21 protein-coding genes are annotated in these 16,425 nt (G+C 38.3%); 19 read left to right on the plus strand and 2 right to left on the minus strand.

Annotated elements, in window-relative coordinates:
• Positions 1-110 precede the first annotated feature (110 nt).
• The 5 genes from AN213_RS16105 (at position 111) to AN213_RS16125 (ending at position 3,832) form a co-directional block, all read left to right on the plus strand.
• A complete protein-coding gene (locus AN213_RS16105) occupies positions 111-617 on the plus strand; it encodes a hypothetical protein (protein WP_055199133.1) in 507 nt (168 codons plus the stop codon).
• 15 nt (positions 618-632) lie between these two features.
• Positions 633-1,244: a superoxide dismutase gene (locus tag AN213_RS16110; protein ID WP_055199134.1), complete on the plus strand. Its 612-nt coding sequence runs from the start codon at positions 633-635 to the stop codon at positions 1,242-1,244.
• Between the two features lie 75 nt (positions 1,245-1,319).
• Entirely contained in the window at positions 1,320-2,669 is a 1,350-nt protein-coding gene (locus AN213_RS16115) for a DNA-3-methyladenine glycosylase 2 family protein (protein ID WP_055199135.1), read from the plus strand.
• 2 nt (positions 2,670-2,671) lie between these two features.
• Entirely contained in the window at positions 2,672-3,139 is a 468-nt protein-coding gene (locus tag AN213_RS16120; RefSeq protein ID WP_055199174.1) for a methylated-DNA--[protein]-cysteine S-methyltransferase, read from the plus strand.
• A gap of 108 nt (positions 3,140-3,247) precedes the next feature.
• Positions 3,248-3,832, plus strand: coding sequence for a thymidine kinase (locus AN213_RS16125; RefSeq protein WP_054552107.1), 585 nt, complete (start codon positions 3,248-3,250; stop codon positions 3,830-3,832).
• On the opposite strand, the gene ltaE is transcribed toward AN213_RS16125, so the two are convergent.
• Together ltaE and rlmF are read right to left on the minus strand one after the other, a co-directional pair.
• Positions 3,815-4,822, minus strand: coding sequence for a low-specificity L-threonine aldolase (ltaE, locus tag AN213_RS16130; protein ID WP_055199136.1), 1,008 nt, complete (start codon positions 4,820-4,822; stop codon positions 3,815-3,817). The genes AN213_RS16125 and ltaE overlap by 18 nt on opposite strands.
• A gap of 10 nt (positions 4,823-4,832) precedes the next feature.
• Positions 4,833-5,738 carry a 23S rRNA (adenine(1618)-N(6))-methyltransferase RlmF gene (gene rlmF / locus AN213_RS16135; RefSeq protein WP_055199137.1) on the minus strand — a complete coding sequence of 302 codons (906 nt, stop codon included), beginning with the start codon at positions 5,736-5,738 and terminating at the stop codon, positions 4,833-4,835.
• Positions 5,739-6,067: 329 nt separating this feature from the next.
• Here rlmF and AN213_RS16140 point away from each other — a divergent pair, with 329 nt between their 5' ends.
• The 14 genes from AN213_RS16140 to AN213_RS16210 all read left to right on the plus strand — a co-directional run bounded on the left by AN213_RS16140 (position 6,068) and on the right by AN213_RS16210 (position 16,382).
• Positions 6,068-6,526 carry a hypothetical protein gene (locus tag AN213_RS16140; protein WP_055021640.1) on the plus strand — a complete coding sequence of 153 codons (459 nt, stop codon included), beginning with the start codon at positions 6,068-6,070 and terminating at the stop codon, positions 6,524-6,526.
• Between the two features lie 353 nt (positions 6,527-6,879).
• Positions 6,880-7,302, plus strand: a complete 423-nt coding sequence (locus AN213_RS20590; protein ID WP_408002940.1) for a DUF4262 domain-containing protein — start codon at positions 6,880-6,882, stop codon at positions 7,300-7,302.
• Between the two features lie 66 nt (positions 7,303-7,368).
• Positions 7,369-7,866, plus strand: coding sequence for a hypothetical protein (locus tag AN213_RS16150; RefSeq protein ID WP_055199139.1), 498 nt, complete (start codon positions 7,369-7,371; stop codon positions 7,864-7,866).
• Between the two features lie 282 nt (positions 7,867-8,148).
• The gene (locus AN213_RS16155; RefSeq protein ID WP_055199140.1) at positions 8,149-8,403 is read left to right on the plus strand and encodes a hypothetical protein; all 255 of its coding nucleotides are present in this window, start codon (positions 8,149-8,151) and stop codon (positions 8,401-8,403) included.
• A gap of 120 nt (positions 8,404-8,523) precedes the next feature.
• Positions 8,524-8,967 (plus strand): hypothetical protein, encoded by a 444-nt coding sequence (locus AN213_RS16160; RefSeq protein WP_055199141.1) that lies wholly within the window; start codon positions 8,524-8,526, stop codon positions 8,965-8,967.
• A 142-nt stretch (positions 8,968-9,109) separates the two neighbouring features.
• The gene (locus AN213_RS16165; protein WP_055199142.1) at positions 9,110-10,975 is read left to right on the plus strand and encodes an AAA family ATPase; all 1,866 of its coding nucleotides are present in this window, start codon (positions 9,110-9,112) and stop codon (positions 10,973-10,975) included.
• Between the two features lie 118 nt (positions 10,976-11,093).
• Positions 11,094-11,450 carry a hypothetical protein gene (locus AN213_RS16170; RefSeq protein WP_055199143.1) on the plus strand — a complete coding sequence of 119 codons (357 nt, stop codon included), beginning with the start codon at positions 11,094-11,096 and terminating at the stop codon, positions 11,448-11,450.
• Between the two features lie 563 nt (positions 11,451-12,013).
• The gene (locus tag AN213_RS16180) at positions 12,014-12,397 is read left to right on the plus strand and encodes a hypothetical protein (RefSeq protein WP_063529928.1); all 384 of its coding nucleotides are present in this window, start codon (positions 12,014-12,016) and stop codon (positions 12,395-12,397) included.
• Between the two features lie 113 nt (positions 12,398-12,510).
• On the plus strand, positions 12,511-12,849 hold the full coding sequence (locus AN213_RS16185) for a hypothetical protein (RefSeq protein ID WP_055199146.1): 339 nt from the start codon (positions 12,511-12,513) through the stop codon (positions 12,847-12,849).
• A gap of 142 nt (positions 12,850-12,991) precedes the next feature.
• Complete coding sequence (locus tag AN213_RS16190) at positions 12,992-13,672, plus strand: hypothetical protein (RefSeq protein WP_055199147.1); 681 nt, start codon at positions 12,992-12,994, stop codon at positions 13,670-13,672.
• Between the two features lie 68 nt (positions 13,673-13,740).
• Positions 13,741-14,100: a hypothetical protein gene (locus tag AN213_RS16195; protein WP_055199148.1), complete on the plus strand. Its 360-nt coding sequence runs from the start codon at positions 13,741-13,743 to the stop codon at positions 14,098-14,100.
• 108 nt (positions 14,101-14,208) lie between these two features.
• Positions 14,209-14,577 (plus strand): hypothetical protein, encoded by a 369-nt coding sequence (locus AN213_RS16200; protein ID WP_055199149.1) that lies wholly within the window; start codon positions 14,209-14,211, stop codon positions 14,575-14,577.
• A 120-nt stretch (positions 14,578-14,697) separates the two neighbouring features.
• Positions 14,698-15,210 (plus strand): hypothetical protein, encoded by a 513-nt coding sequence (locus AN213_RS16205; RefSeq protein WP_055199150.1) that lies wholly within the window; start codon positions 14,698-14,700, stop codon positions 15,208-15,210.
• 497 nt (positions 15,211-15,707) lie between these two features.
• Positions 15,708-16,382 carry a hypothetical protein gene (locus AN213_RS16210; protein ID WP_055199151.1) on the plus strand — a complete coding sequence of 225 codons (675 nt, stop codon included), beginning with the start codon at positions 15,708-15,710 and terminating at the stop codon, positions 16,380-16,382.
• Positions 16,383-16,425: the final 43 nt, after the last annotated feature.

The raw sequence follows: 16,425 nt of genomic DNA on the forward strand, positions 1-16,425 counted from the left end.
TGGCTCAAAGTTAGTAAATGGCAATATAAATAAAAATCATTTGCATTTGGTCTTTTCTGTGTGTAGTTTAAATACACATAGAATGATTGGTATAAGTGCAGGTGATTTTTATGACTCAAACAACACGCCACACACCGTTAACATCGAACAGCATTGATGACGCGCTGGCCCCTTGGCAAAGTGCAATTTATCAAGGCAACTTAGCATTTGAATCTGGCGAGCTTATAACTGCGCGTGATCATTACATGGTTGCGAGTAGCTGTGCCGAAACACTTCTAGCGCAATTTTCTAGTATCCCAATCAACCAGTCGGTAACTCGCTCGTTAGAGCATTGTATTGCAGCATTTGTTGTTGCCACTTTGAATCTTGCCGACACTTTTAAAGTCATGCAAAAACCCGATAAAGCCTGCACCTGGCTTTGCCATGCTCATCAACGATTAAGCGTGCTTTTAAATCATCCAGAGCAGCAAGTTCGCACCTTGGTGCTGCACCACCATCATAAAACCTATTATGAGCTGGTTAAGTTTGCCAGCATGGCATCGGCATTTCCGACACTCATTAACCGTATTAATCAGCTATTAGCTGACCATCCCCACAAAACGCAGTTATTACATTAACGATAAGGAATCAGTATGCCTTTTACATTACCCGATTTAGCTTATGACTATGATGCACTTGAACCGCACATTGATGCGAAAACCATGGAAATACATCACACCTTGCATCATCAAACCTATATCAATAAAGCGAATGCTGCACTAGAGGGCAGTCATTACTCTGAACAAGATGCGGAAACACTACTACGCACTATTTCATCAATGCCTGAGTCTTTACAAAAAGCAGTGCAAGAGCATGTGGGTGGCCATCATAATCACTCATTATTTTGGCAAGTTATGTCTCCTAATGGCGGTGGTACGCCTAGTGCAGAGTTAAACACTGCAATAGTTGATACATTTGGTAGCTTTGACGCATTTAAAGAGCAATTTACTAATGCCGCAGTAAGTCGCTTTGGCAGTGGCTGGGCTTGGTTATGTGTTGATGAAAATAACCAATTGGTCGTTGAAAGTAGCCTCAATCAAGATAGCCCACTGATGCAAAATCACACGCCTATTTTAGGGCTTGATGTGTGGGAGCATGCGTATTACTTGAAGTATCAAAATCGTCGCCCTGAATATATTGTGGCATTTTACGAAGTGATCAATTGGCCGGAAGTTGAGCGCCGATATTTAGCCGCAGTTAAATAGTTAAGGTCCGAAACTGGCTAGTCAAAAAATAATATTAAGTTAAGCTAACGGTATTAGCGTGTAACGAGAAAAATTATGACTAGCCAACAATGGCAAACTGCAAGGCAAAGCCGCGACCCACGCTTTGATGGGGTGTTCTTTGTGGCGGTGAAAAGTACTGGCATTTATTGCAGACCCATTTGCCCTGCACCAACGGCACAAGAAAAGAACGTTGAATACTACCAATACGCGCACTTGGCTGCGCAAGATGGTTTTCGACCCTGTATTCGCTGCCGCCCAGATAGTGCACCGAATAGCCCAGCTTGGCTAGGTACTAAAACCACTGCATTACGTGCCAAACAACTGATTGATAAAGGTGAGGCCTACGACTGTGAGGTTTTAGCAGACAGGCTAGGGGTGTCGAGCCGCTATTTACGCCGTTTGTTTAACCAACATTTTGGACTCTCGATCACCCAATATCGATTATTTAACCAATGCAATTTTGCCAAGCAGCTATTACAACAAACAGATTTATCAGTGGCAGATATCGCATTTGCTTCTGGTTTTAATAGTATTCGCCGTTTTAACGATGCTTTTTTAAAGCAGTTAAATATTGCCCCTTCAAAGTTACGTAAGTCTGATAAAAAACCAGCCTCAACATTAACTCTAACACTGGCATTTAGGCCGCCTTATAACTGGCAAGCACTCCATGACTTTTTTCAGCGCCGTTTAATTAGTGGCCTAGAATGGTTGAGCGCAACGAGCTATGGTCGCACTTTTAAAGATAAATATTGCCAAGGGCAATTCACAGCGCATTTTGTTGAGCATAAAAATCATTTTAAAGTGGTTATTGATATCGATAACACTCGTTATTTACAGCAAGTGATCCATAACATTCGCCGTGTGCTTGATTTAGACGCCGACACGCACACTATTGAACAGCATTTAGATGCAGAGCTTAAAGGTGCGATGCCACTTTGTGTTGGGCTGCGTTTGCCGGGAATTTGGTCAGACTATGAAGCGGGCATACGTGCGGTACTTGGTCAGCAAGTGAGTGTTACTGCGGCTCACAATCTCGTTACACAGCTTGTAAGTGAGTTTAATCAGCAAAGTAATAACCACTATTTTCCAAGCCCTGAATGGGTTGCCAATTCTGAACTCGATTTTTTTAAAATGCCACAATCACGCAAAGATGCGCTAAGGCGTTTAAGTGCTTATTGTCAGCAAAACCCAGATAATCAAGAGCTTGATAATTGGCTTGAGCTCAAAGGTATTGGCCCGTGGACAGTTAATTACGCCAAACTACGCGGTCAAAGCCATCCCGATATTTTACTAGCAGGCGACTTAGGGGTTAAAAAAGCCCTCGCTAGAATAAGCGAATTTAATAGCGAGCATTGTGCGCCATTTCGCTCTTATTTAACTTTTCAACTATGGCAACAATTATGAGTATGCAACAAGTTATTATGCCAAGCCCCATTGGCGATATTACCATTCAAAGTACATCAAAAGGCATCAGTTACGTTGGCTTTTACCCGGTGGTTGCAATGCAAACAGAGGTTGTTGATGAGCACACTCTTACACCCATTTTAATGTGTATAAGTGAGCTTAATGAATACTTTAACGGTGAGCGTACACGTTTTACAGTACCCCTTGATACCCAAGGTACTCACTTTCAAAAGCAAGTTTGGCGTGCGCTGATGGATGTTGAGTTTGGTCAAAGCAAAAGCTACCAAGATATAGCAATTGCCATTAATAACCCAAAAGCGGTGCGTGCGGTGGGCGCTGCAAATGCTAAAAACCCCATTAGCATTATTGTGCCGTGCCATCGAATTATTGGCGCAAACGGTAAACTCACAGGCTATGCGGGTGGCCTTGAAAGAAAAGAGTGGTTACTGAAACACGAAGGCTTGTTATAAAACAGCAATTTTACTGGGACAACGATTGAGGTAATAAGAGTAAGGTAATAGATGATGTCGTCGCGCGATTAGGGTAGCATATTGCGACTTTAAAATTTGGGCAACATCATGGCACAGCTGTACTTTTATTATTCTGCAATGAATGCAGGCAAATCTACCACACTTTTACAATCTGCATTTAACTACCGCGAACGTGGTATGGAACCGGTTATTTTAACAGCGGCTATTGATGATAGAGCAGGTGTTGGCAAGGTGTCTTCACGTATTGGTTTACAGGCAGATGCGCATATTTTTGATGCTGAGAAAGATGTATTTGAGCTAATCAAATCATTAAATGCAGAGCAAAAGCGCCATTGTATTTTAGTTGATGAGTGTCAGTTTTTATCAAAAGACCAAGTAATGCAATTAACAGATGTGGTTGATGAACTTGGTATTCCGGTGCTGTGTTATGGCTTACGTAACGATTTCAGAGGCGAGCTATTTAGTGGTTCACAATACCTACTTGCCTGGGCTGACAAACTAATTGAGTTGAAAACAGTGTGTCACTGTGGTCGTAAAGCTAACCATGTACTGCGTACCGATGAGCATGGCAATGCGATTGCAGACGGTAATCAGGTAGAAATTGGCGGCAACGACCGATATGTATCGGTGTGCCGCAAACATTATAAAGAAGCGTTAAATCTCGGCCGCTAATGCCGAGATAAAGCTATCAATATCTTGCTTAGTGACGCCTAAATGGGTCACTAATCGCAGTGGTTTACCTGGTGAAAACAGCATTTTTTGCTCTTTTAACGCATGTGCCACTGCTTTTAAATCGATATGTTCGGCAACATTTGCGTAAACAATATTGGTATCGATTTGAAAAGTTGACGTATCAAAACCAGCTAACGTGTTTAACTGTTCAGCTAAATACGCCGCGTTATCGTGATCCTCAGCAAGCCTTGCTACGTGATGCTCAAGTGCATACTGGCCAGCGGCTGCAAGCATACCCGCTTGGCGCATACCACCACCAAGTACTTTACGCCAGCGGCGCGCTTTATCAATCAGTGCTTTGCTACCTAGTAATAGTGAGCCAACAGGCGCACCGAGTCCTTTTGATAAGCAAATAGACACTGAATCAAAATACTGAGTGATCTCAGTGATATCAACACCTAACTTAACCGCCGCGTTATACACGCGGGCACCGTCTAAGTGCAGAGCAAGGTTATGTTTATCAACACACTCTCTGGCTTCTTTTAGATAACTTAGCGGGAGAACTTTGCCACCAATGGTGTTTTCTAAGCTAAGTAGTTTGGTTTTAGCAAAGTGAAAGTCATCAGCTTTAATTGCAGCCACAACTTTGTTTAAATCTAAGCTGCCATCGGCATTATTTTCAATTGGTTGAGGCTGAATAGAACCCAATACAGCAGCACCGCCACCCTCAAATTTGTAGTTATGTGCTTGTTGCCCACAAATGTATTCGTCGCCACGTTCACAATGTGCCATCAATGCAAGTAAGTTTGCTTGCGTGCCTGAGCTACAATAAAGGGCGCTCTCAAAGCCATGGCGCTCAACAGCATATTGTTCAAGCTGATTAACGCTTGGGTCGTCACCATATACATCGTCGCCTACTGGGGCGTCATTCATGACCGCGCGCATGGCTGCTGTTGGTTTTGTAACTGTGTCTGAACGAAAGTCGATCATCTTATTATCCTTATACTAGTTCGTTAAGAATGGCTTCGCGGTCGGCTTGGTCAAAATAGCTCCAAGCAATAAAGCGACTAATTTTTTGGCCTTGTGCCATTTTTATAACTCTTACTTCTTTCACATCAAGTGTACTAAGCAACTTTTTTATATGCGGCAAAGTGTCAGACTTTGAAACAAGCGATGTAAACCAAATACATTGCTCTGCAAACTCTTGGCTCTCAATACACATTTTACTGATAAATTCGCGCTCACCGCCTTCACACCAAAGCTCGTTTTGACGGCCACCAAAATTAAGCGCTTTTTGTGGCGCTTTGTTTAGGTTTTTCCATTTACGCTCAGTACCCGCTTTCGCCTGTTGCTCGCTGGCATGAAACGGTGGGTTGCATAAAGTTAGGTGAAAAACATCTTTATTCGATATCACGCCCGTAAACATTTTATCGGCGTTGTTTTGCTGCTTAACATTAATTTTGAGGCGGTTGAATTGCACGATTTGTTTGGCAATTTTAACAGACAAGGCATCAATATCTGAACCGGTGAAGTGCCAGCCATATTCGTGATTACCAGTAAGCGGGTAAATCAAATTCGCACCCGTGCCTACATCAAGCACTTTTACTTGCTTTCCCGTCGGAATATGACCTTGGTTATCGTTTGCTAATAAATCGGCCAAGTGGTGAATGTAATCCACTCTGCCAGGAACCGGTGGGCAAAGGTAGTTGTCGGGCAAATCCCAAAAATCGATTTTATAATGGCTTTTTAATAACGCTTGGTTGAGGGTTTTAACCGCTAGTGCATTGGTGAAATCAATGGTATCAGTGCCCGCTGGCGTTTGCGTTATATAAGTTGTTAGGGCAGGAGTATCTTTGCATAGCAAAGTAAAGTCGTAGCCATTCAAGTGGCGATTTCGCGGATGCATTGAGGAAAACCTATCTGTTAGCCATATCAAAGACTGATTGTACCAAATAAATCTTAGCTCTGAGTTAGTTTGCGGTGGATATATTTATGCTAAGTAGCATTAATACATGGTGAGCAAAAATAAGTTGAAAACTGATTGAGTGGATTTACTTAAAGTATGGGCTACTTGAGGTTAAGAGCCAAAGAACGGGCATTTTGGCGATGATACAAGCAACTAAAATTTGTGTTTAAAAAATTTTTGACACAAATTGGGTCACATTGGTACTACCATAAGACATTTAAAGCTGATAAATTCGTAAGTGATTCAATCAAGGAAAAATAATAAAAATCATGGTTAAAAAGATACTTAAAGGAATTGGTATAACATTTTTAGTGTTAATTAGCTTATTTGTACTTTTAGCAATTTGGACTGCGAATAAATCCTCTGCTTACAAAGAAACTGCTATTCCTTACCTAAATTCAGCAATTACAGATATCTCTCAATGGGACCCTCAGACTCTCAAAAACTATATGACCCCATCATCAATTGAAAATGCCACAGATGAAGATATTTCTAAAATCATGCGTGCATTCTCAAAGTTGGGTGAATTAAAAGAACTAGGTGAATTTGAATTTATAAATGTTAGCTCTAAAGCTGTCACTGGAGGTGGTTCTGGTACTTATGTTACTTATTTAATTCCAGCTTCATACACTAATGGAGACGCACAAATAACCGTCACGTTAAAAGAAGAAGGTGAGTCATTTTCTATTTATAACTTCAATTTAAATTCGATGGCGCTAATTGATTAAGTTTTATCAAAAATAGCAAGCGCAACTGTTTGTATTTAAATATTTTATTTTCAAAGGAATGTTTATGTCTAAAATTAAAAAAATAGTGATAGCTTAAGTAATCGTGCTAAGCCTTGGCGTAATTGCTAAACAATACAATGAGCACAATCACACAGAGATGGCAATTAAAGAGTGTGACAATAAAGACAACGTCGCCAAAGTCGACTCTAAAGGTTTTGAGTGTAAAGACTAATAGAGAATAGCGACAGTTGTTTGATGTTATAAATACGAAGCAGCCGTTACGTTAAATAATGCTTTATGAATAAGGAATTAGTTTAAACTATGAATGAAGCAGAGAAAAAATCCTACAAGTTATTGAGCAATATGGGTGTTATGTAACATCAGTTTTTGATCCTGAAGGTGAGAGCCCCAACTTTACATATTCAACAGGTATCAGTAAAACATATGATGCACCCGAACTTATTATAATCGGTTTAAACAGCAAACTAGCTCACTCAATAGTAAATAATTATGCAGGACGTTTAAAAAATGGTGAGAAATTCTCAATTGGTGAATTCTATGAGGGGTTCTTAGAAGGTTTTGATGTTACTTTCTGTGAGGTATCACAAGAAAATAAACAAGAGTTTATGCTTTCAGCTTGTTGGTATAATAATGACAAATTTGAAGCATTACAGTTGGTGTACCCTACTACTAGTGGTTTTTGGCCTTGGGATGCTGATGCAAACCAGAGCTTTTTAACACTTCAGCCTTGCCTAGCAACAAAGAGTGCGTGGTAATTTTTAAAAGGTCGTTTAGTTAACATTTGAGCGAGGTAGGTTCATTCACCTTTGTTAGCTGAATTCATGATGGTTTCAAAAGGTTTTTATAACTTGAAAGTGAAAGGTTTGAATAAAGAACAAAGCAAGGATAGTGGTATCTTATATGCTGTATTTACAACTGTTTTAATGTACTTACTTTTTAAAATTACGTTAATTTTTTCTATGCAGTTAAATTGGCATTCAACCTGTCTAAGCTCGCTTTGGGATAATGCCAACTCTGTAGTGACACCTTTTTTAGGGTTTTCCATTGTCGCTGTATTAAGTTGTATTTGTTTTTTTTATTGCGCCATAAAATACAAACAAAAAGCAGGTAAAGCGGTATATCTTTTATTAGGCGTAGGAGCTGTGTTCTATTATTTTTGGTTTAGAGGCTTTTACGGTTTTTGGCAGCTAATGAGCTACGAACAAAAAGAAATAACAGTACAAGAGTTTTATGAAAAAACAGGTGGTACAGATAGACTCACTTCGTTGTTTGGTAACCGCCTTAGGCATCATGAACTGTGTAAGTCACCACATGACTAGATGAATTAAAATGCAGATGAGACGTTTTGTGTGGTACTAATATAGGTTGCTGTATAAATATAAAACGTAGTTTTTTCGCTCCCATATTCAAGAAAATGAGCATCGAGCGCATTTTCTTTTTCTGAAACCCTTTAGGATTAATTAAAAATACGAGTTGGCAATGCCTTACGTTATTTGTTACTAATAGATTGATTAATACATGCGCGTAACATCGGCAGGAAGATGTGCGATGTGCGCACTATAAAATTGTTATGTAGCTAAGGAAAGTTTGCAGTAATCATCATGAGCAATCCTAAAATATGCATACACTGCAATAAACCCGTAGAAAAGTACTCAGACGATTATGAAGTCTTTGAGCAAATGCATTGGCTTTGTTTTCACCTAGTACATGAGCATGAAGGTGACCCCGATGTACCATGTGATGATCCATCTTGTCCTTGGTTTCATATTGAGGTTTTGCGCAGTAAACTAGAACAATTAGGTATTGATCCTCAAGGAGCTATTACCGAGGCAATCAATAAAAAATGGAAGTTGTAAAATCGCAACATAACAAGCTAATAAATAAGGACAAAAAACAGTTTGCTGTTTTCGTTCTTCAACATTTTAGCAAACAATTTTTTGCCCATTATTAGGGCGTTAGAGTTTCAAGGAAGATTTGTGAAAAATTTCTGGATATTTATTTTTTATTTAGCATTAGTTGCTTCTTTCGCTACAAATGCATCAGACAATATAAAATGGAAAGGTGTAGCTGAAATCAATCAACATATGCTCGCCATAAAAGCTGGTGATTATATTAAATCAACGTTCCCTGAGCTTAAAAATGTTGAGGTTAAACTAATTAAGGTTAATGCCAGTTATTCGTTTCAACACCAGCATTCCAATCTGAATGTTATGTTCATGCACTCTGATTCACTTGTTGAGGGCTCAAGCCATAAACGTACCGTTTATGTTGATGGTAAAGCCCAAGAAATTGAAATGCATATGATTCACTATATATTCTTAGATTTTGACGAAAATGGTGAAGCAATAAGTCACCGTGTTGAAGAAGTTCCTTTTCACGGCTCTCAAAAAGAGTTCGAAAACGAGTTTCAGAAACTCTAACAAACAGTTTAAAAGCGGACAAAATTCAGTTGGCTGGTTTCGCTCCGCTTCACATTATAGCAAACTAAATTTTGCCTTTTAACTGAGGCGTTATATTTTTAAAGTTCGAGCATCGAGCAAATTATATAGGTTTAGAAGTAAAATGAATTTTATTGAGAAAATAAGTGTAGGGACGCAAAGTGAACAAGAACCTATTTTATTAAATTTAAAAAAACCAATTAATAACGAAGAGTCGAAATTAATTGTTCTAGCAGGCAAGAATCGATCAGGTAAATCACACATAATTAACCATATAGATCGAAGTATAAAAGAACATAATAAAATTACTGAAAAGAATTCGCAGGATGGTTTTACACCAAGGAGGTCTTCTATTGCGGTTGCTTTAGAAGATATGAGGTATAATTGTGACAATATATTTTTACTCAATGATTTGGATTATGTTTTAAAAAAGTTTACTTATATACCTTTAAACGATGGGCGAAGAACAAAAGATCGTACAAGCAATATTGAAAATGTATGTAGAAAAGCCTTACTAAGTTTTATTAGTAGTCATTTATTCAAGAAACATGGTACTAATTTTAATAAAGAAAGTTGGTTATCTGAAAGAGAATACCGCCAAAATTTTTGCGCAAAGATAGATCCCAATAAACTGTATAAATGTGGCGGAAAATGTGAAGTTACAAAAGGTTTAGAGGAGATAACTAATGGGCATCTATATTATAGATATAACGATGAGACTAAAAACTTAGAATTACATTTAAAGTATTTTGACGGACAGATTTTCCCTAACCCTTCATGGAGCCAAGGGCAACGTGCTTTATTCTTTTATCTATGCTTTATATATCATCACACAATTAACATTCTTCTTGTCGATGAAGTTGAGAGTTATTTACATCCACAGTACATTTCATTTTTGTGTGAAAAAATCAAAGAAAAAGTGCCGCAAAGCATAATAACCACCCACCACCCGCATGTAATATTTTCAAAGCTGATCGACCAGTGCTGGTATATAGAGCTTGATGAACCTAAATGTAAAAAACCAGAGTTAGAAATTGGCTTTGAAAAAAGATCTAAAGCTGTGTTACCAAGCTTTTCAAGAAAGATAGTAGACCTCAATACGGATTTTGAAAAAGTCAGTATGACTTACAAGCTATTCGATGGGTATGATAATAATTTACTTAGGCTATCCCAATCTAATAGTTTGGCTCTATCTGAGTCTGTTATGAAAAGCTTTTCTCAGGTGTTTAATTACGGCGCAGTAGGGCATAAAAAATCAACTAAGCCTGATTTGCAAAATGACAAGTTAGCTGACTTTATCAAAGATAAAATTAACAGGGCTGGTGATAGAAACTTGGAAATACTTGATTTAGGGGCTGGTTATGGAAGAACCTTTTATGAAGTAAGTAAAATACCAGATGTAAAAAACAATATAAAATGGTCTTTCTGGGAACCGTTTGAGAAAGTAAGAGCAGAACTCTTCAAATTAATAGAGCAAGGCTCAGATAATGTTGAGGTTATTGAGCTTGAGGAAAATATTCTCACTTCTTATTATGATCTAGTTGTTATTTCAAATGTACTACACGAATGTAACCCGGATGATTTCTCCAAGATTATTCATACTGCAGCTAAAGCATCAAAAGCAGATGGACATGTTGTAATTATTGAACTTTACCCGCTACTACATCCTGAGAAGTACGCAGTTCCATATTCCGAGCATGATATGAAAAGGATATTAAGAAACAGTGGCTTTAATGTTCAATCTACATCTTTAAATATAAGAAACTCGTCTGTAAATGCATATTGGGTTAAAGCTATTAAGAAACAGGCTATAGCAATCAAAGACGTAAAAGATGCCGTATTGCTTCAATGGGAATCCATTAATGAAAATGTTTGTGGTGACTATAAAGGTAAGCCAGAAATATCTACACCAGAACATGTTGTTCAAGTCATGGGAGAGCTAACAACAATAGCGAGTATTGAAAGCTATAAACAAGGCGAATGGGATTAAAAATATAACAAGTCGTTAAAGTAGGACAAATAACAGTTGGCTTTTGCTCCTGCGTCGCTTATTTTAGCCAACATATTATTTGCCTCTTAACGAGGCGTTATACATCTATGGAGTTACCTTGCTAAGAACTGCAATATTAGCTTTATCTTTGGGAATAGTTGGTTGTAGCTCATATAAACCGATTGATGGCTACCCTGAGAGTGGGGCTAATGGATTTTCTGAAACAAAGTTAGGCAAAGAATCATTTCTTGTTCGAGTTGATGGTAATACTAATGAATCGTATGAGATATTGAGATTTAAACTGTTGCGCAGATCCGGTGAACTCTGCCCAGGTTCTTTTACCTTGACCAAGTATGCTATGAAGCGAGGGTTTGTGATCCATGCGAAAAGAGTTCACTGGCCTTACGTAACAGCCAATTTGAAATGTACATCGCTACCAATAGATAAATCAGTATTATTTGAAAACGAAGTATAACAATTTAATGAAACAGTGGATGCAAAACAGCAGGCTTGCGCTCATTCTTCGCTTAGTTTAGCCTGCTATTTTCCGCAGTTTATTAAGGCGTTAGGTACATAAGCATTGAACACAACATACCGTGTAAGATTCAAGCCGAAAGCTAAGTTACGATTGATTACTTCAATCCTAGTAGTCATTGTGATGTGTTCTGCAATCGTATATGGTTCAAAGAATTTTGAAAGCTCGATTTCAGAGGTGACTATAAGCCATTTTACGGCTGTTGCTGTCAATGTTGTATACAAAGCTGAAACAATACAACGAGTAGCGCCCTTTTTCCCATATACAGTGTATTTTCCAGACACCTCCGATAGGCTTAAGAGTGTTGGCTGTATGACTACTGTAAAAAAAGATATGGTGATTTGCATTGAATCAATGGCTAAACAGCGAGAGAACATCAGTTACAGAGTTGTAGAAAGCTCAAAGTGTACCTAACAAGCGCATCAAAAATGACGTCAAACGCTTGGCTGGCGCTCATCTTCGCTAATTATAGCCAAGCATTATCCGCATTTTATGCGGGCGTTATGTTTCTTGAAAAAATTATGCAACCTGAAGTCGCAACCATTAATGACTTATTCGTAAACTATTTTACGGGCAAAGATTTCGAAAATAATTATGGGGTGCAAGTTACTTCATTAAGTAATTTAAACTCTCTGGTAACGGTGAAATTAAGCTTTTTAAAAAATCATACATACTGCTGTGGTGAGTTAACTTGCCATTTTAAAGCTGATTTTGCTCAAATTAGGAAGCGGGCAAAAAATTTAGGTGTTACCTTAGCTCAAAACTTAACTATAAAATTTGATGTAATCATTGAAGATGGTGCGTTATTTACGTTAGGTGATTCAGCTCAAGTAAGTAAAGGGTTTAAATATACTGAGAGTTTTTGTGAAAATATGCACGAAACATAACAAAGCAATAATGAATGGGACGCAAAAAGCTTGGCTGCGTCACTTTGTTCCTGTTATAGCCAAGATTTTTCGCGCCCCATATTGCGGCGTTATATTTCAATCAAGGTGTGTCGGTGACGTCGAAGATTTGGATTCTAGTAATTTCATTGTTTTTTGTTAGCTCCACGATGGCTAAGAGTGAGATGAACCCAAGAGTTTCAGCGATAAAAAGCAACTTAATCTATGAGGGAACCTTTGTAGAGGCCGAAGTGATTGGACTGATCGTAAAGAGTGATAATGATGCTTTTACGCTTATGCTTGATAGCGATAATCAAATTTGGTTTGACGATTCGTTTGTAATGTCCAATGAAGAAAAAAAGCATGTGGCCCCATATTTAGTAAAAATATTCGAAGAGGCAACTGATCCGCAGCAAAAAGCTGCAATAGCAACAATATCAAAGGCAATGCTATGAAATATAACAAGTTGCTAAAGTTAGTTCGTACACTCACTGGGACAATTAGCAGTTGGCTTGGCGCTTCGCGCAAGTATATCCAACTGTTAATTGCCCCTTAGCAAAGCGTTCTATTGCTAACGAAACTCGGAGATAAATCGTAGTGGGTGTATGGGGTGTAAATGTCGAAGATAGTGATTCGTTTGCTGATGTTTACGAAGGTTTTTTTGACATCTATAACAATGGCGCGAGTCCAAAGTACGCTAGCTCAGAAGTTAAGGAATCGTTTTCTGAATACTTCGAAGACCACGAAGATTCAAATAACTCTTGGTTTGCCCTAGCTCAAGCTCAATGGGAGACAAAGACTCTAGAGCAGAGTGTGTATGAAAAAGTCCGTTCGATCATAACTAGTGGAAGTGATTTAAAGCTTTGGGAGGATCTAGGGGCTACTAAAGACGATATAAAGAATCGAAAAATCGCCCTAGATTCGTTTCTCGAAGAAATATCAACTGAAAGGAAAACGAAGAAAAGACGTAAGAAGCCAAAACATGATTTTCGCGTCAATAAATTAGTTGAACTTGTTGCACCTGATAACCAGAAAGTATTTACGGTTACTGAGGAGTTTCGTGATGGTAAATATATCCATACTTCTGCGCTAATGATGTGGGGTTCTGGTGGAGGCTCAGTTTTCTACCTCAGTAAAGAGGGTGCGCAAGTTAGCGCAGAATGGCAAGATTCACAAAAATTGGTTATTACCACAGAAAAAGGTATCGAGTTTTCAAAGAAAGATGACTCTGCATTTTTCTGCGGTGACCAGGTAGACGTGATCTACCTTTGTGAGTAACACAATAGAACAAGCCGCCACAAAAATTTGCTCGGTGAGCCGGGCGTTATGCGCCTTGAGAAATCGAGATGAGTCGAAGATATCTAACACATAAAGAAGTGGAGTCTGCAATAAATCGAGGAAAGCAAGTTGAAGCTTTTCTAGGTTCATTTCAGAAAGAGGAAGATTGTATTCGTTGGCTTTCAGTTTCTGGAAGTGGCCTGCAATATTCCGTGAGTGTTTGGGAAGCGATAGATAAAGGTAGTGAAGATTACCAAGATGTTTATAGCTTTCCACCTGCAAACGGAGAGTGGGATGAGCCTGTAAAAGTTTTCGAGGTATCCTCACTAAATGAGATTGCAGAAGTCTTAGGTATAGGTAATCTCAATTTTGTAAACTATGGCGTGGTGCAGGATGAGTACGGCGACTATAAGGCAACATGCGCATAACAAGGCGCAGCAACGGACTGTCAAACCTGTCACTTTTTGTGCTGTACGCACAAAAAACGCCAGTTTTGCCAGCCGCTGTGCGCGGCGTTATAAAGCACGGAAGTTTTGATGAAAGCCTCAACTATTGAGTTCACAAGTTATAGTGGTAATCAAACATATATTGAATCAATCAACTACGATTTAGACTATTTAAAAGTAGTAGTTGTCGCTGATTCTAATTTACGAATTGAAGTATGTTTTCATCAGCCAATCGGATTTAGGTGTCTTGATGAAGGTGATTTATTAGAATTTTGGGTAAGCAATCAAATAACTAGTAATTGGATTTTACAAATACATGATTCTGGTTGGTTAGCTCAAGAAAGTAATCGCGCTGGCTTCTTATCCAAAGACACTACGTTAAGTGAGTATTTGATTAAAGGCAGCAATGAGTGTTTAAATGTTCTAAGCACAGATAAGCCAGTAATAAGCTTGGTATAAATGCTTTATAACAAGCTAATAAATAAGGACAAAAAACAGTTGGCTGTTTACGTTCCTCAACATTTTAGCCAACAATTTTTTGCCCATTATTAGGGCGTTATGCATAAAAGGAATTTGAGATTGGAGTATTTTTTAAAAAAGCACGGAGATAAGTCATTCGGCCTATTTATGGTCATCTCGATAGTTCCCCTGCTGATGTACGAAACAGTATTAAATTCGTCATTTGTATGGGCGTTTAAGTATTTGTCAGTTCCTATCGTTATTATTTGCTTCTACGTTTACTTTAAAAGAATCCCAAACCTTCGCCGCGAATCTGGAGAATTGAAAGGAATTATACTAACGACTGTTGTTGCTGCAATGCTCCTCCTTATGAGTGGAGGCTTTGTTCTAGGGTTCAATAATTTCATTGGCCCCCAATCTGATTTTCAGTTAAGCGGCTCTGTTGTAAAGCTAGACACTTATGAAAGCACAAAAGCTGGAACGAGTTACTATGTCTTCATAAAAACAGTAGATAACGGAAAAACTCTTAAACTCGATGTATCTAAGAAAAATTATACAGCGTTAAAAGTTGGAGATTTTTACTCCGAGCCATGGAAAAAAGGCTCGTTGGGGTTGTTGTATAAACGCAAGTAGATGCATAACAATCGCATTAACTCGCTCGCGGGCTCGCTGGGACAATAACACATAGGCTCAGTCGCTTCGCTCCAATTTTAGCCTACGTGTTATTGCCCATTATGCGGGCGTTACTGATTAAATACTCTAACGTGTTTTTGTCCAGTGATGAGTTATAAATATAACTCGCCTTTGCCCCTTTTCGAGTTAGCAAATTGCATATTTTGCAAATTGGTCTTGCCCCAAAACGAATTAATTTAAATGCTCTTAGGGCGGCTTTGAGCGAACCAGCGGTCATTCAAATTAGCTTTTCTATTTCGTCAAAGTATATTGTTTTCATAGTCAGGAAAGCGACCCAATCACTCATTTTGTCCTGAGACAAAAGCTAGAACTGCTGCATTTTAGTAGTAATGGCAATTAGTTAAGAATTTTGCTACAAATGAATCATTCAGAAAAACGCGCGATTTGCTCGCTATAAACATGTTAGCTCTCTATCTATATCGAGGTTTGGATTTAGTATGAAATGGATTGATGAATCAAAAGGGGTATTAGATTATTTTTTTGCAGCAGTACCACTGCTTTCTTTGTTCTTCTTAATTGCGGCATATTTTCATACAGTTCACCCCAGGTTTTCCAAAGAAGATGAATTAAAAAAAGCAAATATTGAAATAGCTGAACTTAAGGAAGAGATTAATTCATCGATACAGAATAACAATGACTTAGGTAGTACTATCAAGTCATTGAAAGTATTGCTATCTAAAAATAAAGGAAAATTAAAATTTTTAGAACAGGAGTATTTGTCTTTAGTAAGTAAAGACGAAAGAGCTATTTATCTAAAAAATAAAGAATATTTATACTTCTCTAAGCAAGAAGTGATAAATGTATTTAAAGAAAATGGACAAAAAGTAAAATCTGACTCAGGTGATACAGTTGACCCTTCAACAATCAAAGCAATTGATGTAAGCATTACTGGAGGTCAAAGCCCAGATTTATACTTAGTGGATGCATGGTCATGTGGTAGTGGTGGTTGTATGGGACCATTATTTATTTACTTTAATGGTGCTTATTGTTTCTCGTCATGGGCTCACTCTAGGGTTATTGATGCGATCGATAAAAAATATAACCTTGAATGCTCCAATTTTTCCGATGAGAACCGAAGATTGTTAAGCGATTTGGTTGGTTTCGAGAGCTAACAAGTCACTTAAACAGGACAAATAACAGTTGGTTATTGCTCCT

It is taken from the genome of Pseudoalteromonas sp. P1-8, from assembly GCF_001399985.1.
Lineage (GTDB): Bacteria > Pseudomonadota > Gammaproteobacteria > Enterobacterales > Alteromonadaceae > Pseudoalteromonas.